This is a genomic window from Actinomycetospora aurantiaca, from assembly GCF_037401875.1.
In the GTDB taxonomy this organism is placed as follows: domain Bacteria; phylum Actinomycetota; class Actinomycetes; order Mycobacteriales; family Pseudonocardiaceae; genus Actinomycetospora; species Actinomycetospora aurantiaca.
In genome coordinates this window covers 125,704-149,254 of record NZ_JBBEGN010000006.1, presented here as the reverse complement: position 1 = coordinate 149,254, position 23,551 = coordinate 125,704, and the positions used below count along the sequence as shown (strand labels likewise).

The window sequence follows — 23,551 nt, the reverse complement described above, 5'->3', positions numbered from 1 at the left end:
GGGAGGCCTGACATGCGCGAGCTCCGGGTCGTGGGCCTGGGCGAGGACACGTCCACGGTGATCCTCGAGGATCCGATCCGGCACGAGCGCTTCACCGTCCCCTCCGACGAGCGGCTGCGGGCGGCCGCGCGCGGTGACGTGCGCCGGCTCGGCCAGATGGAGATCGAGACGACCTCGCCGCTGCGGCCGCGCGACATCCAGGCGCGGATCCGCGGGGGCGAGTCGGTCGCCGACGTCGCGGCCGGGGCGGGGGTCCCGGCGGCGCACGTCGAGCGGTTCGCCTACCCGGTCCTGCTGGAGCGCTCGCGGGTCGCCGAGATCGCGCGGCGGGCCCGACCGGTGCCGCCCGAGGGCGGCGCCCCGACCGAGGCGCGCACCCTCGGCGAGATCATCTCCGGGGTGCTGGCCGGGCGCGGCCAGGACGCCGGGGAGGCCACCTGGGACGCCTGGAAGAGCGACGACGGGGCCTGGGTCGTGGCGATGGCCTGGCGCGCCGGGCACTCCGACCACCTCGCGCACTGGACCTACACGCCCGGTCCCGCCGGGGGGGCGGCGGCGCCGCGCGACGAGGCCGCCCGCGACGTCATGGGGCTCGCCCCCGCCTCCGGCCCGCGGCGCGCCGACGGCCGCGCGGCCCGGCCGGTCGCCGAGGAGACCCCCGAGGTCGAGCCCGAGCAGCCCGCCGAGGAACCGGACGCACCCGCCGTCGCCGTCGGGGGCGGGCCCGCTCCCCGTGCGCCTCGCGGCGGACGCGGGTCGCGCAGCGTGCCCGACCAGCGCGCCCCGGAACGGCCGTCGTCCCCGCGCACGCCGCGCTCGCGCGACCAGGGGCGCACCGACCCCGGGCGCGACGACGGCGGTGGAGGCGCACGCGGCCGGCAGAAGTCGCACCCGATCGTCCCCTCGTGGGAGGACGTCCTGCTCGGGGTGCGCTCGCCCCGCGGCTAGACCGCCAGGGTCGCGCTGAGGGCCGCGACCACCAGCGGCGGGACGGCGAACCCCATCCCGACGAACGCTCCCCAGACCGCCCACCGCCACGTGGGCACCCCGCGGTTGAGCCACAGCGCCGGCAGCAGCCCGGCGACGACCACCAGGTCGATCAGCACGCCGAACCACCCGAGGCCCGCGACGAGCGGCAGCGCGAGGGTCAGGTTCGCCGCCAGGACGAGGCCCGCCACGATCGCGGCCAGGGTCAGCCCCGTCGCCCACGGTGTGGGCTCGGTGAAGACCGTGGAGACGGTGCCACCCGGCGTCCGCCTGCCCCGGCGTCGAGCGGGCAGCGGCACCGGGGGGACGCGCGGCGCCGTCGTGACCGCGCGCAGCGGGATGCGCAGCCCCGTGACCGGGTCGCGGTAGTCGACCGGGACCCGCAGGGCGACCGACACCCGGGCGGCCAGGTGCCGCCCGGTCCGGCTCACGCGCACGGCCTCCGACGAGCGCGGGCCCGCACTCGCCCGTTCCGCGGCGTCCGCGGCCCGGGCCCAGGCGTCCAGCTCCTCCACCAGCGCCGGCGGCAGGTCGGCACCGGCGGCGTAGTACCCCCAGCCCTCGTCGGCGGCGGACCCCCCGACGGGATGGCCGCCCACCAGCGCGCGGCCGCGTCGGGCGGCGACCTCGAGAACGCTCACCCGCACCCCGCCGTGCTCGGGCTGCCGACGGCATGGAAGGCGACCGCCCCCGCCGTCGCGACGTTGAGCGAGTCGACGCCCGGCACCATCGTGATGCGGACCCGGTGGTCGGCGAGCGCGAGAGCCTCGGCGGACAGGCCCGGCCCCTCGGCGCCGAGCAGCAGGGCGACCCGCGGGTGGTCCGCGAGCGCGGCCGGGCCGACGTCACCGGCCGGGGTCAGGGCGCCCAGGACGTAGCCGTGGGCCCGCAGCGCGGACACCAGCTCCTCCCACGTCCCGGCCACGAACGGCACCCGCAGGACGTGCCCCATCGAGACGCGGACGCTGCGCCGGTAGAGCGGGTCGGCGCAGCCGGGCGCCAGGAGCACCGCGTCGACGCCCAGGGCGGCGGCGTTGCGGAACAGCGAGCCGAGGTTCTCGTGGTCGTTGACCCCCTCGAGCACCGCGACCCGTGTCGCGGCGGCGAGGAGCGCCCCCAGGTCCGGGACGGGTGCCCGGTCGGCGCTCGCGAGGACGCCGCGGTTGAGGTGGAACCCGACGACGTCGGCCATGGTCGCGGCGTCGGTGACGAAGGCCGGGACGTCGAGCCCGTCCAGCTCGGCGGCCAGCTCGTCTATGCGCCGCGGGACGCCGAGCAGGGCCCGCGGCGGGTAGGGCGAGGCGAGCAGGCGACGCACGACGACGGTGCCCTCCGCGAGCACCAGGCCCCTCCCGCCGGGCCGGTCCGGCCGGCGGTCGGCGCGGGACAGGTCGCGGAAGTCGTCCAGCAGCGAGGGCGACGCCGGGACGCCGACGGCCCCGAGGTCCACGATCCGCACCACGGGCCGCATCGTTCCAGATGTGATCTCCCGTGACGGGTGGGACGGGCCCCGGCCCGTCCGTGGTGTGCCGGGCGGGGGCACGGGGCATGCCCGGGTGGGACCCGCCGGGCGCGCTCGACCGGAGACGGCGCGGTCCGTGGCTGACAGGATGGACTCGGCCGGGAAGACTCCGGCGGAGCTCGACCGGGGACGGGCGGACCGATCCCGGTCACGGGAGGCGAAGACGTGAGCGAGATGCGGGTGGTCGGCGTCCTGGCCGTCGACGACGCGGCGCAACAGGCGGCGTCGGACGCCAACCGGCACCCCGTCGTGCTCCTCCAGGAGACGACGGGCAAGCGGTGCCTGCAGATCTGGATCGGCCTGGCGGAGGCCGAGGCGATCGCCCTGGAGCAGCAGGGCCGGTTGCCCGAACGGCCGCTCACGCACGTCCTGATCGCCGACGTCGTGTCGGCCCTCGGACGCACCCTGGAGCGGATCGAGATCACCGAGGTGCGCGGCGGCACGTTCTACGCCGACCTCGTGTTCGACCGGGGGCTGCGCGTCTCGGCGCGCCCCAGCGACTCCATCGCGATCGCCCTGCACGTCGACGTGCCGATCCACGCCACCGAGGCGGTGCTCGTCGAGGCCGGTGTGCTGGTCGACGACGACGAGTCGGAGAGCGCGTCCGGCGCGGAGGGCGACTCCGGGGTCCCCGACGAGGAGGAGGTCGACCGGTTCCGGGCGTTCCTCGACAACGTCTCGCCCGAGGACTTCGGCCGCGGTTCGTGACGCCTTTCGTCCACACCTGTTCGCTTCCCGTCTGCGGTCACCGCATCTGCATGTGCGCCCAACGGCGGCGGAGATCCGAGTGTCTCCGCTGAACGGACGCTATGACGAGGCGAACGGTGTCGGGCCCTGGTGCGTGACACAGCGCTGTGTCACCGTTGCCGGGTCGGGGACGAGCGCGTACCGGCTCCCGGACGGGACCGACCGTCGGGAGCGCGGGTCGAGAGAGGGAGCCGGGCACTGATGGGGCCGACCGCCGTACCGACCAGCTCGGCGCACGTTCCCGGCGACTCCGACCGGGTCGGCAGCCCACCACCGGAGTGTCCGACGACGGGAGCCGGGACCCGGCACTGATGGGCCGGGTCGTCGCCCGCACCGTCCTGTCCGACCGCGACGCCTACCGCAGCAAGGTCCACCGCTGCCTGGAGGCGTTGCGTCGGATGGTCGCCGAGGGCCGCTTCGCCGCCGATGAGCTCCGCACCGGGGTGGAGCTCGAGCTCGCCCTCGTCGACGAGGGCATGAGCCCCGCAATGCTCAACCACGCGGTGCTCGACCGGTCGGCCTCCGACCTGCTGACCACCGAGCTCGGCCGCTGGAACCTCGAGATCAACCTGCCCCCGCGCACCCTGCCCGGCGCGTCGGCCTGCGAGCTCGAGGACGACGTCGTCGCCTCCATCGGTTGCGCCCGGCGCTCGGCCGCCGTCGTCGGGGCCACACCGGTGACGATCGGCATCCTGCCGACGCTGCGCCCGGAGCACCTGGACTCCGACCAGCTCACCGACGACCCCCGCTACGACCTGCTGAACCGGCAGATGGTCGGCGCCCGCGGCGAGCCGTTCCACCTCGACATCGCCGAGCCGGACCGCGCCGCCTCGCACCCGCCCGAGCACCTCGTCCTCGACGTCGACTCGATCGCGCCCGAGGCCGCGTGCACCTCGCTGCAGCTGCACCTCCAGCTCACCCCGGAGACGTTCCCCGCGCACTGGAACGCCGCGCAGGCGATCGCCGGGGTGCAGGTGGCCCTGGCCGCCAACTCGCCGTTCCTGCTCGGCCACCGACTCTGGGCCGAGACCCGGGTCCCGCTGTTCGAGCAGTCGGTGGACGTCCGCCCGGTCGAGCTGCGCAACCAGGGCGTCCGCCCGCGCGTGTGGTTCGGCGACCGGTGGGCGTCCTCGGTCACGGACCTGTTCGAGGAGAACGTCCGCTACTTCCCCGCGCTGCTGCCCCTGACCGACGACGAGGACCCCCTGGCGGTCCTCGACGACGGCGGCGCCCCGCAGCTGCACGAGCTGCGGCTGCACTCCGGGACGGTCTGGCGGTGGAACCGGCCGGTGTACGACGTCGCCGAGGGCGTCGCCCACCTGCGGCTGGAGAACCGCGTCCTCCCGGCGGGCCCGACCGCCATCGACGCCGTCGCGAACGCGCTGTTCTTCTACGGCCTGGTGCGGGCGCTCGTGGCCCTGGAGCACCCGCCGTGGACCTCGATGACCTTCGCGGCCGCGCACGAGAACTTCGTGGCCGGCGCCCAGCACGGGCTGGACGCGCAGCTGTTCTGGCCGGGCGAGGGCACGGTCCCGGTCGACCGGCTCGTCCTGGACCGGTTGCTGCCGCTCGCCCGCTCCGGCCTCCAGGCGTGGGGGGTCGACCCGGACGTCGCCGAGCGCTACCTCGCCGTCATCGAGGCCCGGTGCCGGACGGGGTGCACGGGCGCCTCGTGGCAGACCTCGATGGTGCACGCGCTCGAGAAGGACGGCTGCACGCGGCCCACGGCGATGGCGCGGATGCTCGAGCGCTACGTGAGCAACATGGCCGAGAACATCCCCGTGCACGCCTGGCCCTTGACGTAACCGGGCTCCTGAGCCGCCGAGTGTGACACCCGGCAGGTCGTGGACCCCGCGAACCTGCCTGATGGAGCACTCGACGGGGATGTCAGGCCGGCGCCGGCACCGACCGGGCGCGGCGGGCCTGCCAGGCGAGGACACCGGCCGCCACGACCACCGTCGCCATCGTCAGCACCCCGCCGACGACGAGCGGGGCTCGTCCGCCCCAGGTGTCGGCCATCCAGCCCAGGACCGGGCCGCCGAGCGGGGTCCCGCCGAGCAGCACGAGGACGTAGAGCCCCATGACGCGCCCGCGCATCGACTCCGAGACGCCGAGCTGCACGGCCGAGTTGGCCGCCGTCGTGAACACCAGCTGGCCGAGACCGGTGGGGACGAGCAGCAGCGCCGTGAGCAGGTAGGTCGGCATGACGCCCGTGAACAGCTCCGCGGCGCCGAAGAACAGGCCCGCGATCAGCACCGTCCGCAGCCGTGGGCGCCCCACGCGGCGGGCGGCCACGAACGTCCCCAGCAGGCAGCCGACCGCGAGCGCCGAGGTCAGCAGCCCGTAGGACTCCGCCCCACGGCCGAAGACGAGGCGGGCGGTGATGGCGAGGGTCATGAAGAAGTTGATGCCGAACGTGGAGACGAAGAAGACCACGGTCAGCAGCAGGACGAGGTCCGGGCGGCGGCGGACCTCGCGGAGCCCGTCGCGCACCGCGCCCCGGGACCGGCCGGCGCGCTCGTAGGCGAACATCTCCCCCGGTCGCATGAGGGCGAGACCGGTGAGCACCGCCGCAAAGGTGACGCAGTTGACCAGGAACACCCAGCCGGTGCCGACCGCCGCGATCATCAGGCCCGCCACCGCCGGCCCGACGATCCGCGCGGTGTTGAACGTCATCGAGTTCAGCGCGACGGCGTTGGTCAGCGAGTCCGGGCCGACCATCTCCCCGGCGAAGGACTGCCGAACGGGGGCGTCGACCGCGGAGAAGCAGCCGAGCAGGAAGCACAGGACGTAGACGACGCCGAGGGTCGCGGTCCCGGTGACGTCGAGCAGGCCGAGCACCAGCGCGCACGCACCCATGCCGACCTGCAGGCCCATGAGGATCCGGCGCTTGTCGAAGCGGTCGGCGATCGCCCCGCCCGCCAGCGACAGGAACAGGGTCGGGCCGAACTGCAGGGCCGCGGCCACGCCGAGGGCGACCGGGCTCCCGCCGGAGAGGTTGAGGACCAGCCAGTCCTGGGCGACGCGCTGCATCCACGTGCCGACCAGGGAGACGACCTGTCCGCCGGCGAAGAGCCGGTAGTTGCGCACCCGCAGCGACGCGAACATCGTCGCCTGCGCGGTCACCGGGCCATCACGTGTCGTGAGTTTACCTAACGATCCTGGGTCCGGCCCCCGAGAACCCCGGGGGCCGCCGACCCGGGCCGACTACGACTTCGTGTCCTCGAGGGCGAACCCGACGGTGATCGTCACCTGGTAGTGCTGGATCTTCCCGTCCTCGACGTGGCCGCGGATCTCCTTGACCTCGAACCAGCCGATCTGGCGGAGGGTCTCGGCGGCGCGCTTGATGGCGCCGGCGATGGCGTCGTCGACACCCTTCTCCGACGTCCCGACGATCTCGGTCTTCCGGTAGATGTTGTCCGCCACGCGGGCCTCCTCGCTCGATGGTGGTGGGGGTCCGCCCACCCACCGAACCGGTACCCGTTCTCGTCCGGACACCCACTCGGGCACCCGGTGCAGGCCCTCACGGCGTGGGGACCCGCCGTCGGGGAGAGTGGACCGGCAGACGGACGGAGAGGAGGGCGGCATGGCGCAGGCGACCCGCGACGAGGTTCCCCCGCGCACCGCCCCGGAACCCACCTACGGCTTCCCGGCCGGCCTCTGGCGCGGGCTCGGGAGGATCCCCGTGCCGCCGCCCTTCCACCCGCGGACCTGGCGCAGCCCGCTGCGCGGTACCTGGCTGACCTCGGTGTTCGGGGCCGTCCTGCTGGTGGGCCTGACGATCGTCGTGCTCACCGGGCTGATGTCCTACATCGCCTACGGCCCGCAGTTCGGCCAGGCCATCCCCGCCGACGTCGGTGGCCTGCACCTGCCCTTCTTCGACTGGCCGACCGACCCGTCGTGGTTCTACCGGCTCACCCAGGGGCTGCACGTGGTGGGCGGCATGGTCCTCACGCCGGTCGTGCTGGCGAAGCTGTGGTCGGTGGTCCCGAAGCTGTTCGCCTGGCCGCCGGTGACGAGCGTCGCGCAGCTCCTGGAGCGGATCTCGCTGCTCGCCCTGGTCGGCGGCATCCTGTTCGAGTTCGTCACCGGGCTGATGAACGCGCAGTACGACTACTCGTGGGGCTTCGGCTTCTACACCGCGCACTACTACGGGGCGTGGGTGTTCATCGGCGGCTTCGTCGCCCACGTCGTCCTGAAGTTCCCGACAATGGTCCGCGCGCTGCGGCGCGGCCCGCACGGCACGGGCGCCTTCGACCGCTGGCTGCACGACTCCCCCGCCACCACCGAGCCCGAACCGGTGGACGCGCACGGTCTCGCCCCGGTCGACCCGGGCCGGCCGACCCTGTCCCGACGGGGGCTGCTCGGGCTGGTCGGGGGCGGGTCGGCGCTGGTCGGCGTGCTGAGTATCGGCCAGACCTGGGACGCGCTGCGGCCCCTGGCCGTGCTCTCCCCGCGCGGGCAGTCCTACGGCGACGGGCCGAACGATTTCCAGATCAACCGCACGCTGGCGGGCTCGGGCATCGACCCGGCGGCCCTGGGCGACGGCTGGCGGCTGCGGCTGACCGGCGGCACCGGCGAGGTGTCGCTGTCGCGCTCCGACCTCGCGGCCATGCCCCAGCACACCGCGGTCCTGCCGATCGCCTGCGTCGAGGGCTGGTCGACGACCCGGACGTGGAGCGGCGTGCGGCTGCGCGACCTCGCGGCGCTCGCGGGCGTGTCGGCCCCGGACAACGCGTTCGTGCAGTCGGTGGAGACCTCGGGGGCCTTCGCCCGCGCGACCCTGCAGGCCAACCAGGTCCTCGACCCCGACGCACTGCTCGCCCTGCGGGTCGGCGACGACGACGGCGGGCCGATGGCCGACCTGTCGCCCGACCACGGCTTCCCGGCGCGCGTGATCGTCCCGGCGCTGCCCGGGGTTCACAACACGAAGTGGGTCGCGTCGATCGACTTCCGCCGGACCGGCGCGACATGAGCCTCTGGCGACGCCTGTACGGCGCGAACCCGCTGCACCTGCTCGTGCTGATCGCGTGCTTCGCGCTGGTCGGCTACGTGGTGTCGATGCTGTGGGAGGACCCGACCTGGCTCGCGCTGCTGATCTGGTTCCTCGGTGCCGTGATCGGCCACGACCTGGTGCTCTACCCGCTGTACGCCCTGGCCGACCAGCCGCTGCGCCTCGCCCGGTGGGCCCGGCGGCGGGCCGACCGGCCGGTGCTCGTCCCCGCGGTCAACCACGTGCGGGCGCCGGTCCTCGGGTCGGCGGTGCTCGGGCTGATCTACCTGCCGACGATCACGAGCCACGGCGAGGACGCGCTGCGCTTCACCTCCGGCCTCGGCACCGCCGGGATCCTCGAGAACTGGCTGCTCGTCACCGGGGTGCTGTTCCTGGGCAGCGCGGTGATCTACGCGGTCCGGCTCGGCCGGGCCGCCCGAGGGACGGCCCGACCGGCGACTCACGCCTGAGCGGCGAGCGGGCGCTCGGCCAGCTCGGCCTCCTTCTCGCGGATGATCGGCAGCACCTTCTCGCCGAACTGCTCGATCTCCTCCTTGACGTGCAGGAAGCACAGGAGGTTCAGGTCGACGCCGAGCTTCTTGTACTCGATGACCCGGTCCGCGACCTGCTCCGCGGTGCCGATGAGCTGGCTCTTGAAGCCGTCGTTGTACTGGACGAGGTCCTCGAACGACGACTCCGCCCACATGCCCTTGCCGTCGGAGGCCGACTTCCCGGCCTGCTGCACGGCGTCGCGGAAGCCCTGCACCTGCTCGACATTGGCCTTGTCGACGATCTCGCGCAGGGTGTCGCGGGCCTCGGTCTCGGTGTCCCGGACGATCATGAAGCCGTTCAGCCCGAACCTGACGCTGCGGTCGTGGGCGGCGGCCTCGGCGTTGATGACGTCGAGCTGCTCGGTGACCCCGTCGAAGTCCTTGCCGTTGGAGAAGTACCAGTCCGACACCCGGCCGGCCATCTTCTGCGCCGCCGTCGAGTTCCCGCCCTGGAAGATCTCGGGGTGGGGACGCTCCGGGGTGTTGAGCGGCTTGGGCTTCAGCGAGTAGTCGTGGAAGCGGTAGAAGTCTCCCTTGAACTCGAAGTTGTCCTGCTCCCAGATGCCCTTGAGGCAGGCGATGAACTCCTCGGTGCGCCGGTAGCGCTCGTCGTGCTCGAGCCACGGCTCGCCGAAGGCGGTGAACTCGCCCTTGAACCAGCCGGACACGACGTTCGTCGCGAACCGGCCGCCGGTGAGGTGGTCGGCGGTGGCGCCGAAGTTGGCGAACACGCCCGGGTGCCACATGCCGGGGTGCACGGCGGCCATGACCTTGAGGCGCTCGGTGGCCATCATGATGGCGAGCGACAGCGAGGTGGACTCGTGCTGGTACTCGGCCGAATAGCTGGCCATGTACCGGACCTGGGAGAGCGCGTACTCGAAGCCCGAGTTCTCGGCGGCGATCGCGGTCTCGCGGTTGTAGTCCCAGTTCCAGTCGGTGCGCTGCTCGATGCCGCTGGTGACCAGGCCCCCGGAGACGTTGGGGACCCAGTAGGCGAACTTCAGGGGGTCGGACGGGGTGCCGACGGACATGGGGGTGCCTCCTCGAGGCGTGCGGGAACGTGCGAGACGACGGGGGCGTGGAGATTCAGCCTCGACACGCCTGGGTGGAGCACAGCCCGAAGTCGACGTGCCGACGGCGCGTCAACGTGGTGGCTCCGTTACCCATCGGGCACAACCGTTCCGGCGCCCCGACGGCCTGTCAACCGGAGGGACGACCGGCTCACACCTCACCCGCCGAGGGCCGCCCGGAGCGGCCCGACCGCGAAGTAGGCGACGAACGCGACCGCGACCACCCACATCAGCGGGTGGATCGTGCGGGCCCGCCCGGTCGTCGCATGCAGCACCACCCAGCTGATGAACCCGACGCCGATGCCGTTCGCGATCGAGTACGTGAACGGCATCGTCACGATCGTCAGGAAGACCGGGAGCGCCACCCGGAACTCGCCCCACTCGATGTCGCGGACCCCGCCCATCATCAGGGCCCCGACGACGACGAGCGCGGGCGCGGCCGCCTCGACCGGCACCACCTCGTAGAGCGGGGTGAAGAACATGGCGGCCAGGAAGAGCAGGCCCGTGACGACGTTGGCGAGGCCGGTCCGGGCGCCGCTGGCGATGCCGGAGGCCGACTCGACGAACACCGTGTTCGAGCTCGACGACGCCGCACCACCGGCCACCGCGCCGGCTCCCTCGACGACCAGCGCGCGGCCGATGTTCGGCAGCTGGCCCTTCTCGTCGACCAGCCCGGCCTGGCGGCCGAGCCCGGTCATCGTGCCCATGGCGTCGAAGAAGTTCGCCAGCACCAGCGTGAACACCAGCAGCGTCACCGCGATGATCGGCAGGCGGGCGAACGCGCCGAAGGACACGTCGCCGACCAGCGAGAGGTCCGGCAGGCCGACCACCGACGACGGCAGGCCCGGGTAGCCGAGGTTCCAGCCGCGCGGGTTCGTGCCGTTGGACGGGCCGACCTGCACGATCGCCTCGACGACGATCGCGAGCACGGTCGTCGCGACGACGCCGATGAGGATGCCGGCCTTCGTGCCGCGGGCGACCAGGACCGCCGTCAGGAGCAGGCCCACGCAGAACACCGCGGTCGGCCAGCTCGCGATGGAGCCCTCGATGCCGAGCCCGACCGGCACGGTGGTGTTCGCGGCGTCCGGGATGCGGCGGACGAACCCGGCGTCGACCAGGCCGATCAGCGCGATGAACGCCCCGATGCCGGCGGCGATCGCGATCTTCAGGGCGTCCGGGATGGCCGCGAACACCGCCGTCCGGAAGCCGGTCAGACCGAGGATCACGATGATGACGCCCTCGATGACGACGAGGCCCATCGCCTCCGGCCACGTCATCTGCGGGGCGATGCTCACCGCGACCAGGGTGTTGATGCCGAGCCCGGTGGCGAGCGCGAACGGGAAGTTCGCGATCAGCCCGAACAGGATCGTCATGACCCCCGCGACCAGGGCGGTCACGGCCGCGACCTGCGGCACGGACAGCGTGGCCCCGAGGACGTCGCGCTTCGCGCTGGCCGATGCCGGGTCGATGCTGCCCAGGATCAGGGGGTTCAGCACGACGATGTAGGCCATCGTCACGAACGTGACGAGGCCCCCGCGGACCTCCGCCCCGATGGTCGTCGCCCGTTCGTCCAGCCGGAACAGTCGCTGCAGCACGGCGGCAGGCTAGCGGGGTCGTAGGCTCGGTGTGTGGTCGAACCGGACTGGCAGCCCCCGCCCCTGCCGCGTCGGCTGACCGACCCGGTCCGGCCCGTGCTCGTCGGGATGGGTGTGTGGGTCGTGGCGCTGGTGGTCGTGCTGCTCGCGGGCGGGTCGACGCCGTGGGTGTGGGCCTGCGTGGTCGGGGTCGGGCTCGGCGTCGTGGGCCTGTCGGTGCTGGCCGTGCAGCGCGCGGCGGCGGCGCGCGGCTCGAAGGGCGCGCAGAAGCTCTAGATCCCGCCGGTCCCCGTCCAGCCCGCGAGCAGCGCGCGCACCGGGTCGTCGGTGTGCACGACCCCGAGCTCGACCCACACGCCCGGGAACACGTCCCGGGTCTCCCCGTCGACGGTGGCCGCGACCCGCAGGCGCTCGTGCACCACGACCTCGCCGGGCGGCAGCTCCCGCCCGACGGCGGCCGCCCAGACCGCGACGTCGGCGACCGCGGTCCACGCGGTGGCGGTCCCGGGCGAGCGGACCTCGCCGTGCACCGTCTCCGAGGCGACCGGCAGGTCCAGCAGCTCGGCGAGCGCCGCCGCCCCGTCCGGCGCCACCGGCACGACGACCGCCGGGTCCAGCGCGGCCGCCAACCACGGCCGGTCCAGGACGACGGGGGCCGGGTCGCGGGCCGGGTCGGCGTCCACGACCCCGCCGCCCGCGGTCCGCACCCGCGGCGGCGGCTCGACGTCGGCGACGTCCACCCGCTGCCCGGCGACGGCCGCGGCGAGCGCGCCGTACGCGGCGAGTGCCACCCCGGGCGGGACGGTGCGGGCCGGGTCGGCCAGCCGGGCGAGCAGGTCGGCGGCCTGCGCCGGGTCGGCGACGCGCAGATCGGTGCGGACCCCGACCGCCGTCAGGAACCCGCCGTCGAGGTCGACCGGGGCGGGGTCGAAGAGCGCCGCGACGGCCGGATCGGCGCCGGCCCCCGGCAGCCGCCAGTGGCCCGGCCGGTGGCCGGCGAGGCGGCCGTGCCGGGCGAGCCACCAGGCGGTGTAGGGCACCGGCTCGCCGGGCAGCGCGACGAGCGCGGCGCGCACCGCGCGGTCGGCCGCCAGCAGACCCCACGCGGCGGGCCAGTCGGCGACCAGTTCCAGGTCGCGGACGGCGGTCAGCGCGCCCGGCGGGTCCGGTGGCTCCGCGCCGCGTCCCGGCTCCGGGTCGACGGCCTCGGACCACCACGTCTCCTCGTCGTCGAGGTCGTGGTCCGGGCCGGTCGGCGCGTCGTCGTGCACGATCGCGAACCCGTCCAGCACCCCGACCGCGTGCAGCGCCGCGCGGCCGTGCTCGGCGACGGCCGCGTCGGCCACCACCCCGACCGGGGAGTCGTCGCCGAGCACCGCACGCAGCGCGCCGTCGGGCAGGACGAGCTCGTCCGCGCGGCGGTACCCGCCGTCGTCGTCGGGCAGGGCCAGCGCCCCGAGCACCGAGGAGCCCGCCGGGTCCCGGCCGGGGGCGAACGCCAGCACCAGCCGCGCGAGTGGGCCGACGTCCAGCCCCGCCTCCGCGTCGTCGACCGACCGCTCCACGGCCTCGCGGACCTCGGGCTCGTCGAGCAGGTCGGGGCCGTCCGCGGCGCGGGCGCCGAGGGAGGCGAGCAGCGGGTGGGCGGCGTCCGGGTGCACGAGCCGCAGGCCCAGGCCACCGCCCAGACCGGCCTTCGCGACGCCGGGTCCGGGCAGCAGGGTGCCGCGGGGGCCGATGACGAGGCGGCCGTCGACGAGCGGGACGGGCAGGGCGGCGAGCTCGGCGCGGTCGAGCGCCTCGAGGCCCGCGAGCGCGGCGTAGAGGCCGTGCCACCACGACGGCGGGCGGCGCAGCCCGGCCAGGCGGTCGGCCAGCCCGGCCGGGTCGAGCCGGGTGACCCCGAGGTCGCCGAGCGCCGGGCTCCACGCGGGCACGACCAGCCCGTCGACCGTGTCGGCGAGCGCCGCGAGCAGACCCGCCGTCGGGACGTCCAGGGCGACCGCGCGGGCCGGCACGACGTCCGGGCCGGCCGCGCCGGGCAGCCACGGGGCGTGGCGCAGCGCGTCCTGCACGCCCTCGCGCAGCGCCGCGTCCACCGCCGAGGCGGGGAGGCCGGGGGCGGGCACCAGGGTGGTCCGGCGGTCCGGGTCGACGCGGGCGACCAGGCCGGGGTAGGCGCCGGCGGCGGCCGCGAGCACGTGGTCGGTCACCGGGCCGCGGCGGACGTGGCGGCGGTCGGCGTCGAGGGGCACGGTGACGACGAGCCGGGCGGGCAGGGTGGTCGTCTCGGCCGTGGCGGTCGGGGCGTGCAGGGACTCGCGGGCCGAGGCGCCCGGGCTGTCGCGGACCGCCCACAGCCCATCCCACGTGGTACGGATCCGGTCCTCGACGGCGAGCGCGGCCCGGCCGTCGTCCTCGCGCAGCACCTCCGGCGGCAGGTCACCGCCGCAGCGCAGCGTCGTCCACCCGACCCCGCCGACGACGACCCGTCCGTCGCCGGCGTCGACGCGCTCCAGCGTGCGACCGTCGACCTCCACCGAGGCCAGCCACGGCAGGGCCAGCAGCAGGTCGCGGGCCTGGTCGCGGACCTCGCCCAGCACCTCGCCCCCGGGCACCCGCAGCGGGAGCCGGACCTCGGTGGTGACGGCGGGGTCGAGGTCCTCGTCGACCGGCCACGGCAGCCGCAGCACCGGCACGCCGTCGGGTCCTCGCCGTCGCGCCTCCTCCGCGACGGGACCGTCGAGCGCCGTGACGGCCTCGTGGGTGCGGGCGCGGTCGAACGCGACGCCCGCGACCTCGCCGTCCGGCCGCCTCGTCAGGACCCGCGGGGCGTCGGTCAGGCCCAGGACCGCGCTGAAGCCGACCCCGAACCGGCCGACGGTGTCCCCCGCCCGCTTCGCGGACGCCCGCAGCGACGCGAGCGCGGCGACGCCGGCGGCGTCCAGGGGCGCACCGGTGTTGCCGACGCGCAGCTCGTCGTCGTGCACCGTGACCCGCACCCGGGCCGGCTCGCCGGCGGCCGCTCCGGCGTCGGCGGCGTTCTGGACCAGCTCGACGAACCAGCGCCCCCGGTAGCCGCCGCGGACGAGATCCTCCTCGGCGTTCGCGTCCTCCCGGAACCGCGCGGGGGACGCGGCCCAGGCCTCGAGGACCGCGCGGCGCAGCGCGGCCGTGCCGAACGGGTCAGGCGTTCCCATCCGACGCCGGCTCCATGTCGACGCCGTCGTCGTAGACCAGCTCCGCGACCATCACGACCGAGCCGGTGTCCACCTGCAGCTCGGAGTGCCCGCCGCAGCCGTACTCGCAGTGCACCACGTGCCCGTCGGCGGGGACGTTGCCGTTGCCGCACACCCCGAACGCGCTGCGCAGCGATCCGCCCAGGCTCAGGTAGAACCCGCAGGTCCCACAGTGCGCGGAGGCCGCCCGGGCCATCTCGGCGGTGGGCCCGAAGTCGCCGCCGGTCCAGCGCTCGGCGGCGTCGAACCGGCCCTCGGGGCTCATCACCCGGGGGCGGCCGAAGCCGAGCTCGTCGGCGACCGCGCGGACCTCCTCCACGCCGGGCTCGTCGTCGTCCAGCGAGGCGTGCGCGGGCACGAGCCGCTCGTCGTCCTCGTCGACCGGCAGGAGGTCGCCGGGCGCGAGGTCCTCCGCACGGACCCGCTCGTTCCACGGGACCCACTCCGGTGCGACGACCGCACCCGCACCCGGCAGCAGCGCGACCTCGCCGAGGGTGACCTCGTCGGTGCCCATGACGGTGACCGCCCACGTCCACCCGCGGTAGCCGGGCTTGTCGGCGGCGAAGTAGTGGGTGGCGGCGGTGGCGTCCTCGGCGACGACCTCGAGGTGCGCGCCGACCTGCGCGGCCTCGCCGTCGGCGGCCTCGACCGCGGCGTCGCGCGCCAGGTCGACGGCGTCGGCGAGCACGGTGGTGGGAGCTGCTCCGTCAGCGAGGTCCTGCACGCCCCCGATTGTGCCGCACGGGGGACCCGCCCCCGTCGTGGGAGTCTCACCGGGTGCGGTGGCTCCTCGCGCTCGTCCTCGTCGTCGGCCTGACCGGTTGTGCCTCGTCCGGGCCGGGCGTTCCCGACGGTGGCGTCGCCCGGCTCACGGTGCAGGTCCTCGGGACGATGCCGCACGACCCGGCGGCTTTCACCCAGGGCTTCGAGATCGACGGGGCGTCGCTCTGGGAGGGCACCGGGCTGCGCGGCCGGTCGCAGCTGCGCGAGACCGACCCGACGACGGGCGCGGTGCGCCGCGCCGTCGACCTCCCGCCGGGTCAGTTCGGCGAGGGCATCACGGTGACCCCGGACCGCATCTGGCAGCTGACCTGGCAGGACGGCGTCGTGTACGAGCGCGACCCGGCCACGCTCGCCGTCCGGCGCACCCTCCCGCTCGACCGCGAGGGCTGGGGCATCTGCGACACCCCCACCGACCTGGTGACCTCCGACGGCTCCTCGACCCTGGTGTTCCGCGACCCCGTGACCTTCGCCCCGCGGCGCACCGTCGACACCGGGGTGACGCGGCTCAACGAGCTCGAGTGCACCGGGAACACGATCTGGGCGAACGTGTGGCAGACCGACGAGATCGTCGGGATCGACCCGGCCACCGGCCGCGTGACCAGCGTCGTCGACGCGTCCGCGCTGCGGCCCGCGGAGACCCGGGGCGACCCGGACGCCGTCCTGAACGGCATCGCGGCGATCCCGGGGACGGACGAGTTCCTCGTCACCGGCAAGCGCTGGCCGGTGACGTACAAGGTGGCGTTCGCCTCGTGAGTACTAATCCGTGTCCACGGACGGATTAGTACTCACAAGCTCCTCGAGCACCTCCAGGACGTGCCGGTACGTCGCGCCCGTGGCCTGCGAGACGCCGATCTCGCACGTGCGGTTGCAGCTCGCGTAGAGCTCCGTCGGGTGGGCGCGCACCTCCGCGGCCTGCTCGGCGGTCGCGGCCTCGGTGAGCTCGGGGTGGAGCATCCCGCGGTCGCCGGCGTAGCCGCAGCAGCCCCAGGCCTTCGGCACGACGACCTCGTCCGCCACCGCCTCCGCGAGCAGCCGCAGGTCGTCGCCGATGCCGAGGTGCGTCGTCGAGCAGGTCGGGTGGAGTGTCAGCGACGACGCCCTCGTCCCGACGGCAAGTTTCGGCAGGATCTCGTGGGCGGTGAACGAGACGGCGTCGACGAAGCGCAGGGACGCCACCCGCCCGTCGTCGGGAAGGAGCTTCCCCAGCCCCTCGAGGCCGTGCGTGCACGACGACGCGTCGACCACCACCGGCAGCCGGCCCTGCTGCGTCGACGCCCACAGGCCGTCGACCACCCGGGCCGCCATGGCGCGGCTGCCCTCGGTGAAGCCCTTGGACTCCCACGGCACGCCGCAGCACATCGACCCGATCCCCTCGGGCACGGCCACGACGACGCCCGCGCGCTCGGCCAGGCGCAGGAACGCGTGCGCGGACCCACTATCGGCGTGCTCCCCCTTCGCGGGCGCGAACACCTGGTGCAGGCAGGTCGGGAAGAAGACGACGTCCGGGTTCGCCGGGTAGACCGGCCCCGGCCGGTGGTCACCGCCGGAGGGCACGGCCCGCGTGTACAGCGGGACGAGGTCGGTCGGCAGCACCTTCCGGGCCGCCGCCGAGGCCGCCGAGGCCAGACCCGGCACCACCGAGGCAGCCCGCAGGGCCACGCGCGCCGTCCCGGACACGCCCTGCCATCGGAGCGCGACGGCCTTCCCCGCCTGCTGCGCCCGGTCAGAGTGCCGCTCGGAGCGCAGGCGCTTCATGAGGTCGCCGGTGTTGATGCGCACCGGGCAGGCCGTCGCGCACATGCCGTCGGCGGCGCAGGTGTCGACGGCGTCGTACGCGTAGTCGGCCTCGATCTCGGCGGCGAGCGCCGGGTCCTTCGCGGCGGCGCGGCGCAGGACGATGCGCTGGCGCGGGGTCGTCGTGACCCGCCGCGAGGGGCAGACCGGCTCGCAGTAGCCGCACTCGACGCAGGCGTCGACCTCGGGATCCACCGTCGGGACCGTCTTGAGGTCGCGCAGGTGGGCGTCGGCCTTGTCCGAGAGGATGATCCCGGGGTTGAGCAGCCCGGTCGGGTCGCAGAGACGCTTCAGTTCCTGCATCACGCCGTACAGCTCGTCGCCGTACTGCCGGCGCACGAACGGCGTCATGATCCGGCCCGTGCCGTGCTCGGCCTTCAAAGTGCCGTCCTGGGCCAGCACGAGGTCGACCATCTCGTCGGTGAAGACGCGGTAGCGCTCCAGTTCGCGGGGGTCGTCGAACCGCTCGTTGACCAGGAAGTGGACGTTGCCGTCCTTGGCGTGCCCGAAGATCACCGAGCCCTCGTAGCCGTGGCGGTCGAACAGCTCGGTCAACCCGTCGCAGGTCGACGGCAGCGTCCGGACCGGGACGGAGATGTCCTCGAGCAGCGCCGTCGTCCCGCTCGGGCGGGCCGCCGCGACCGCGGTGTAGAGCCCCTTGCGCAGCGACCACAGCGAGGCGCGGGCGGCGGGCTCGCGGGTCAGGCCGGCGTCCCTCGTCAGCGGCAGCTGGGCGAGGACCGGCTCGGCGTCGGTCTGGACGTGATCGAGCTCGTCGGCGGTGGCGGTCTGGAACTCGACGAGCAGGCCGGCGTGGCTCTGTACGTCGAGTTCCTTGACGGTCGACGGCGCCCGCGGGTCGGACTGCGCGACGACGAGCGCCCGCGCGTCGAGCAGCTCCAGGGTCTTCGCCCCGGCGTCGAGCAGCGCGGGGAGCGCATCGGTGGCATCGCTCGTGTTCGCGAAGACCAGCATCGAGGTCGCGGCGTGCGGGAGGATCGGCAGCGTCTCCAGCACCACGTCGGCGACGAACCCGAGCGTCCCCTCGGAGCCGACGAGCAGGTGGGCCAGCACGTCGATCGGGCGCTCGTAATCGAGGAAGCTGTTCAGCCCGTAGCCCATCGTGTTCTTCATCGAGAACAGGTGGCGCAGGCGTTCGACGGAGTGCGCGTCGTCCCGGACACGCCGTGTCAGTCTCGCGAGCCCCTCGTAGAGCTCCCGCTCCCGGTGGCGCAACTCGTCGTCCGCGTCCGGCCGCCCGGTGTCGATCACGGTGCCCGAGGCGAGGACGAGGGTGAGGCTGCGCAGCGTCGAGTAGGTGTTGAACTCGGTGCCGCAGCTCATGCCGGACGAGTTGTTCGCGACGACTCCGCCGATGGTGCACGCCGCCGACGACGCCGGGTCCGGCCCGATCTTGCGGCCGTACGGGGCGAGGCGGGCGTTGACCTCGTTGACCGTGAGCCCCGGCTGCAGTCGCACCGCGCGCCCGTCGTCGAGGACCTCGAGACCCCGGAAGAACCGACGGGTGTCCACCAGCACGCCGTCGGTGACGCCCTGCCCCGAGAGGCTCGTGCCGCCCGAGCGAAACGTCAGGTTCAGCCGGTCCCGCACGCCGAGCTGCAGCAGCTGCGCGACCTCCGCCGCGTCCGCCGGGAGCACGACCGCCCGCGGGTGCAGCAGATAGTGGCTCGCGTCGTTGGCGTGCGCGGCGAGGTCGATCGGACGGTGCTTGATCCGCTGCGGGTCGGCGATGACCCGGGCCAGCGACTCGGCGAGGGTGGTGGTGGCCGTCACCCGTCCAGGATCGCACCCCGGACACGCGAACACCCGCCGTCGGGAAGGGGATTCCCGACGGCGGGTGCTGGTCCGGTTAGTCGTCGGAGGACGGGGTCCCGTCGGCACCGTCGGAGCCGCCGGGCGACCCGCCGCTGCCGCCGGAGCCACCCTGGGCGTCGCCGCCCGTCGCGTTCCCGCCGTCGCCGCCGTTCCCGCCGTTCCCGCGGGTGCCCCGGCCGTCCCCGCCGCTGCCGCCGTTGCCGCCCCGGCTGGTCGCTCGGGAACCTTCGCTCGTGGCGTCCCCGCCCCGACCGCCCCCGCCGCCGGAGCTGCCGCCGTTCCCGTCGACGCCGTTGCCGCCGTCGCCGCCGGAACCGCCCCTGCTGGTGGAGACACCGCCTCCCGAGGCGGTCGCCGTGGCGGCGCCGCCGGCGCCCCCGCCGCTTCCCGCGGTGGGCAGGCTGAAGTCCCCGAAGTCGAACAGGACCCCGTCGACGCCCCGTCCACCGGAACCGCCGCTCGCGGTCGCGTTGCCGCTGTAGCCCGGCGAGCTCCCGGAGCCGGCGGTGCCGCCCGTCGCGGTCGCGCTGCCTCCCGTGCCGCCGCTGGAGGGGAAGCCCCCCGACGCGCCGGTCGCGCCTCCGCCACCGACGGCGACGGCGTCCCCACCGTCGCCGCCCGTCCCCTGCCCGACCTGCCGACCGTTCTCGGCGGCGGTCCCGCCGTTGCCGCCGTTGCCGCCGGTCGCGCTCACCGACTGACCGCCCAGACCCGCGGCGAAACCGCCCTGGCCCCGGGCCGTCACGTCCGCGCCGTCCCCACCGCCGCCCGCGGTGGCCGACACGGATCCGTCCGCGGCGCCCGTCCGGGCCGAGTCCACCCCGCCCGGCCGTCGCCGCCGCGTTCCCGCCGTCGCCGCCGTCGCCGCCGACCGGGGCTCCCGAGAACGCCTCCGGGAGAGGGAGGACGCCGTTGCCGCCGTCGCCGGCCACGGCGGTGGCGCTGCCGCCCGTGCCACCGGCTCCGCGGGTGGCCGTGCCGCCGGGCGAGGTCGTCGCCAGGCCTCCGTCGCCACCGGCCCCGCCGGTCGCCGTCGCGTCCTCGGCGTCCCGGCCGTTCTTCGCCCCGTTCGTGCCGTCGCGTCCGTCGGCGGTCTGAGCGCGGGCGCCACCACCCGTGCCGCCTGCGCCGCCGGTGGCCGTCGCCGTACCGTTCAGTCCGCCCGGACCGCCGGCCTCACCGGCCGTCGCGATCGCAGTACCCCCGGCGCCACCGACCCCGCCGGTGACCGCGACGCCCACGGTGGACGTCAGGTCAACCACCTCTGCGGAGCCGCCAGCGCCGCCCTGGCCGCCGGTCGCGTCCGCGGTCCCGCCGTTCCCGCCGATGCCCGTGACGGTCGTGGTCACGTCGTCCCGGGTCTGCGTGCCCGTCCCGCCGGCGCCACCCCGGCCGCCGGTCGCCGCGGCCGCACCGCCCGCGCTGCCGTCGCCGCCGGTCGCGGTGAACACACCGCCGCCCTGCGAGGAACTCCCCTGTCCGGTGCCGCCCACGCCGCCGATCGCCGTGGCATCCCCGCCGGCGCCACCGGTGCCGGGGTTCGCCGTCGCGGCCCCCGAGGCTGCCGGTCCTCCGGCACCCTGGCCCCCGCGCCCCGCCGTGGCGACCGCTCCGCCGCCGGCCCCGCCGGCACCGCCGGTCGCGGTCGCGTCCTCGAGGGGACCGCCGACGGCATACGCGTCCAGCCCGGCGCCGCCGTTGCCCGCATTCGCGGTCGCGCTGCCGCCGACGCCGCCGGCGCCGTGCGCGGCCGATCCGCCCGGGCTCGTCGTCGCCGCGCCGCCGTTCCCACCGGTCCCGGCCGTCGCGCTCGCCGTCCCGGCTGCCCCGCCGTCCGCGGATCCCCTGGTCCCGGCGACACCGTCGGCGGTCGTCGCCGTCGCGTCACCACCGGACCCTCCCGCGCCTCCGACCGCCGTCGCCGCCCCGTCCTCGCCGCCCGGGCCGCCCGCCAGGCCCGCGGTGGCCGAGGATGCCCCACCCGCGCCCCCGCGACCGCCGATGACCCGGACGTTGCTGCCGGCCCGGTCGTTCGTCCCGTCGACGTCGACCCCGCCGCCTCCCCGGCCCCCTGTCGCGGTCGCCGTGCCGCCGTCACCGCCGGCCTCGGTCGTCGTGGTGGTGACGCCGTCCCGGGTCGCCGTCCCGCTTCCCCCGGCGCCGCCGCGTCCGCCGCTCGCGCTCGCGGCGCCACCGGTGGCGCCGCCGGAGCCGACCACGACGGGGTCGACCCCGCCGCTGACGACGACGGGCGCGGAGGTCACCGTGACCGCGTCGCCGCCGGTCGCGGTGGCGTCTCCGCCCGCACCGCCGACACCAGGATCGGCGGTCGCCGTGCCGGAGGCGGCTTGCCCAGCGGCGCCCGTACCCCCGCGGCCCGCCGTCGCGCTCGCGCCACCACCCGTGCCGCCGGTACCACCGGTCGCGGTCGCTGCCTGCCCGGCGCCGCCGACGACGGTCGAGTCGAGCCCGGCGCCGCCGTCGCCCGCCAGTGCGGTAGCGCTGCCGCCGACGCCGCCGGCGCCCTGAGCGGCCGTCCCGCCCGGGCTGGTGGTCGCCGCGCCGCCGTTCCCGCCGAGTCCGCCGACGGCCGTCGCCCTGCCGGCGTTCCCGCCGTCCTCGGAGCCGACGGTGCCCGCCACCCCGTCGACGGTCGTCGCCGTCGCGTCACCGCCGGGCCCGCCCGCGCCCCCGGTGGCCGTCGCCGCCCCGTCCCTGCCGCCGGGGCCACCCGCCTGACCCGCGGTCGCGCTCGCGGCGCCACCCGTGCCACCGGCGCCGGCAACGACCTCGATGGTGCCGCCCGCCTGCTCGTTCGCTCCGTCGACGTCGTCCCCGTCGCCGCCACGCCCACCGGTGGCGGTGGCAGTGCCACCGTCCCCACCGGCCCCGGTCGTCGTGGTGACGGCGCCGTCGCGGGTCGCGGTGCCCGTCCCACCGGCCCCGCCACGGCCACCGGTCGCGCTCGCCGCCCCGCCGGCGCCGGCATTCCCACCGACGACGGCACCCGTCGCGCCGCCGACGACGTTCGTGCCGGACGGCTGCGTCGCGGAGCCGCCGCCGGTGGCGGTCGCGTCCCCGCCGACGCCGCCGACGCCGGCCTGCGCGGTCGCGGTGCCCGAGGAGGCCCGGCCACCCGCCCCGGTGCCGCCCCGTCCCGCGGTCGCGGCGGCGTTCCCGCCGCTACCCCCGGCGCCGCCGACAGCGGTCACGCTCTGACCGGTCTGGCCTGGGGCTCCGTCCTGCCCGATCGCAGTGACATCCGCACCGTCGCCGCCGGTGCCGCCGACCGCGGCGGCGTTGCCGCCGAGTCCGCCGGCGCCCCGACCGATCCCGCGCACGGTCACCGTCGAGCCGCCGTCGCCGCCCTGCCCACCGACCGCGGTCACGCTCTGTCCGGCAGTGCCGTCCGCGGCCTCCGTCGTGCCGTCGAGGCCCTCCGCACCGACCGCCGTCGCGTCGCCGCCGCGGCCACCCACCGCCAGGGACCGGCAGTCACCCAGGCAGACCGCGGTGCCGCCCGCGCCACCGTTTCCTCCGGCCGCCGACGCACCCGTGGCGTCCCCGCCGCGACCGCCGCCCGCGACGTTCGTGCAGACCCCGAGGCAGTAGGCGGTCCCGCCCTTCCCGCCGTTCTGCCCGGCGCCGCCGTTCGCCCCGGTCGCCAGGTTCGTGCAGATCCCGATGCAGTACGCCGTACCGCCCTGACCGCCGTTCACCCCGGCCTGGCCGACCGCGACGTCGGTGCACGTGCCGAAGCAGAACTCAGTGTTCCCGGTGCGCGAGCTGTACTTCACGAACCCCTCGCCGCGGGTCACCGTGTAGCCCGCCCAGGACTTCGGCAGCCATCCCGCCGGAGCCGCCGGCAGCGCGGGCGCCGCCGCCACGGGCTTCGCGGCGGCCGACGGTGCGGCGTTCCTGGCGCTGGGTGCCAGCAGTGACGCATTGCTCGCACCGGAGGTGCCCGAGGGGCGCGCCAGCGTCGCCACCGGACCCGTCCCCGACCCCGACGACGCCGCGTGCACCGACCCCGCCCGGTCCACCGCCACCACCGACGGCGCGAAGCCCACGGGCACCGAGCCACCCGAGGTCCAGCCCCCGCTCGCGGACCGCACCACCGCCGAGACCGTGCCCGAGCCCTTGTCCGCGGTCAGCACCCGCTTCGACACCGCGTCGTAGACCACCGCCACGGGCGTCGCGCCGACGCCCACCGACTGCACCTGACGCAGGCCGCCGCGCCCGTCCGGCACGAACACCCGCACCGCCGAGAGCACGGGATCGGCCTGGAACACCGTCCCCGACGCCGGGTCCACCGCGACCGCGTGCGCCGGCCCCGTTCCCGCGACCCCCGCGCCCGCCGGCGACGGCGCCACCCCCAGCACCAACGCCAGCGCCGCCGGCACCCCCACCAACGACCCCACCGCCACCCGACGA

Annotated in this window: 17 protein-coding genes; 7 read left to right on the top strand and 10 right to left on the bottom strand. The window is 75.6% G+C overall.

The genetic code is table 11. The annotated features are described in order from the left end of the window. Positions 1 to 12: 12 nt before the first annotated feature. Entirely contained in the window at positions 13 to 948 is a 936-nt protein-coding gene (gene sepH, locus WCD74_RS14520; protein ID WP_337695565.1) for a septation protein SepH, read from the top strand. Here sepH and WCD74_RS14515 read toward each other — a convergent pair. After that, the gene (locus tag WCD74_RS14515; RefSeq protein ID WP_337695564.1) at positions 945 to 1,628 is read right to left on the bottom strand and encodes a DUF2537 domain-containing protein; all 684 of its coding nucleotides are present in this window, start codon (positions 1,626 to 1,628) and stop codon (positions 945 to 947) included. The two genes, sepH and WCD74_RS14515, sit on opposite strands and share 4 nt — an antisense overlap. Beyond that, the gene (locus WCD74_RS14510) at positions 1,625 to 2,458 is read right to left on the bottom strand and encodes a TrmH family RNA methyltransferase (RefSeq protein WP_337695563.1); all 834 of its coding nucleotides are present in this window, start codon (positions 2,456 to 2,458) and stop codon (positions 1,625 to 1,627) included. Before WCD74_RS14510 ends, WCD74_RS14515 begins: the two co-directional genes overlap by 4 nt. Positions 2,459 to 2,674: 216 nt before the next feature. Between WCD74_RS14510 and WCD74_RS14505 the strand changes: the two genes are divergently transcribed. Together WCD74_RS14505 and WCD74_RS14500 are read left to right on the top strand one after the other, a co-directional pair. After that, a complete protein-coding gene (locus tag WCD74_RS14505; RefSeq protein WP_337695562.1) occupies positions 2,675 to 3,217 on the top strand; it encodes a bifunctional nuclease family protein in 543 nt (180 codons plus the stop codon). Between the two features lie 350 nt (positions 3,218 to 3,567). Continuing rightward, a complete protein-coding gene (locus WCD74_RS14500) occupies positions 3,568 to 5,061 on the top strand; it encodes a glutamate-cysteine ligase family protein (protein ID WP_337695561.1) in 1,494 nt (497 codons plus the stop codon). An 82-nt stretch (positions 5,062 to 5,143) separates the two neighbouring features. Here WCD74_RS14500 and WCD74_RS14495 read toward each other — a convergent pair whose 3' ends face one another. After that, positions 5,144 to 6,382: an MFS transporter gene (locus WCD74_RS14495; protein ID WP_337695560.1), complete on the bottom strand. Its 1,239-nt coding sequence runs from the start codon at positions 6,380 to 6,382 to the stop codon at positions 5,144 to 5,146. A gap of 81 nt (positions 6,383 to 6,463) precedes the next feature. Then, the gene (locus WCD74_RS14490; RefSeq protein WP_337695559.1) at positions 6,464 to 6,682 is read right to left on the bottom strand and encodes a dodecin; all 219 of its coding nucleotides are present in this window, start codon (positions 6,680 to 6,682) and stop codon (positions 6,464 to 6,466) included. A 160-nt stretch (positions 6,683 to 6,842) separates the two neighbouring features. Here WCD74_RS14490 and WCD74_RS14485 point away from each other — a divergent pair, with 160 nt between their 5' ends. After that, positions 6,843 to 8,231 (top strand): molybdopterin-dependent oxidoreductase, encoded by a 1,389-nt coding sequence (locus tag WCD74_RS14485; RefSeq protein WP_337695558.1) that lies wholly within the window; start codon positions 6,843 to 6,845, stop codon positions 8,229 to 8,231. Continuing rightward, entirely contained in the window at positions 8,228 to 8,719 is a 492-nt protein-coding gene (locus WCD74_RS14480) for a hypothetical protein (RefSeq protein WP_337695557.1), read from the top strand. The genes WCD74_RS14485 and WCD74_RS14480 overlap by 4 nt, the downstream gene beginning before the upstream one ends. Here the strand turns inward: WCD74_RS14480 and sfnG are convergent. After that, positions 8,710 to 9,831, bottom strand: a complete 1,122-nt coding sequence (gene sfnG / locus WCD74_RS14475; RefSeq protein WP_337695556.1) for a dimethylsulfone monooxygenase SfnG — start codon at positions 9,829 to 9,831, stop codon at positions 8,710 to 8,712. The two genes, WCD74_RS14480 and sfnG, sit on opposite strands and share 10 nt — an antisense overlap. Before the next feature lie 197 nt (positions 9,832 to 10,028). After that, a complete protein-coding gene (locus WCD74_RS14470) occupies positions 10,029 to 11,465 on the bottom strand; it encodes an NCS2 family permease (protein WP_337695555.1) in 1,437 nt (478 codons plus the stop codon). 33 nt (positions 11,466 to 11,498) lie between these two features. On the opposite strand from WCD74_RS14470, the gene WCD74_RS14465 reads away from it, so the two are divergent. Then, the gene (locus WCD74_RS14465; RefSeq protein ID WP_337695554.1) at positions 11,499 to 11,741 is read left to right on the top strand and encodes a DUF2530 domain-containing protein; all 243 of its coding nucleotides are present in this window, start codon (positions 11,499 to 11,501) and stop codon (positions 11,739 to 11,741) included. Here WCD74_RS14465 and WCD74_RS14460 read toward each other — a convergent pair. After that, positions 11,738 to 14,665: a sacsin N-terminal ATP-binding-like domain-containing protein gene (locus WCD74_RS14460; RefSeq protein ID WP_337695553.1), complete on the bottom strand. Its 2,928-nt coding sequence runs from the start codon at positions 14,663 to 14,665 to the stop codon at positions 11,738 to 11,740. The genes WCD74_RS14465 and WCD74_RS14460 overlap by 4 nt on opposite strands. After that, positions 14,652 to 15,428 (bottom strand): DUF3027 domain-containing protein, encoded by a 777-nt coding sequence (locus WCD74_RS14455; protein ID WP_337695552.1) that lies wholly within the window; start codon positions 15,426 to 15,428, stop codon positions 14,652 to 14,654. The genes WCD74_RS14460 and WCD74_RS14455 overlap by 14 nt, the downstream gene beginning before the upstream one ends. Positions 15,429 to 15,481: 53 nt before the next feature. On the opposite strand from WCD74_RS14455, the gene WCD74_RS14450 reads away from it, so the two are divergent. Further along, entirely contained in the window at positions 15,482 to 16,240 is a 759-nt protein-coding gene (locus tag WCD74_RS14450) for a glutaminyl-peptide cyclotransferase (RefSeq protein ID WP_337695551.1), read from the top strand. Positions 16,241 to 16,243: 3 nt separating this feature from the next. On the opposite strand, the gene WCD74_RS14445 is transcribed toward WCD74_RS14450, so the two are convergent. Both WCD74_RS14445 and WCD74_RS14440 read right to left on the bottom strand, forming a co-directional pair. Beyond that, positions 16,244 to 19,075, bottom strand: a complete 2,832-nt coding sequence (locus WCD74_RS14445) for an FAD-binding and (Fe-S)-binding domain-containing protein (RefSeq protein ID WP_337695550.1) — start codon at positions 19,073 to 19,075, stop codon at positions 16,244 to 16,246. Continuing rightward, positions 19,072 to 23,544: a hypothetical protein gene (locus WCD74_RS14440; protein WP_337695549.1), complete on the bottom strand. Its 4,473-nt coding sequence runs from the start codon at positions 23,542 to 23,544 to the stop codon at positions 19,072 to 19,074. Before WCD74_RS14440 ends, WCD74_RS14445 begins: the two co-directional genes overlap by 4 nt. Between the last annotated feature and the right edge of the window lie 7 nt (positions 23,545 to 23,551).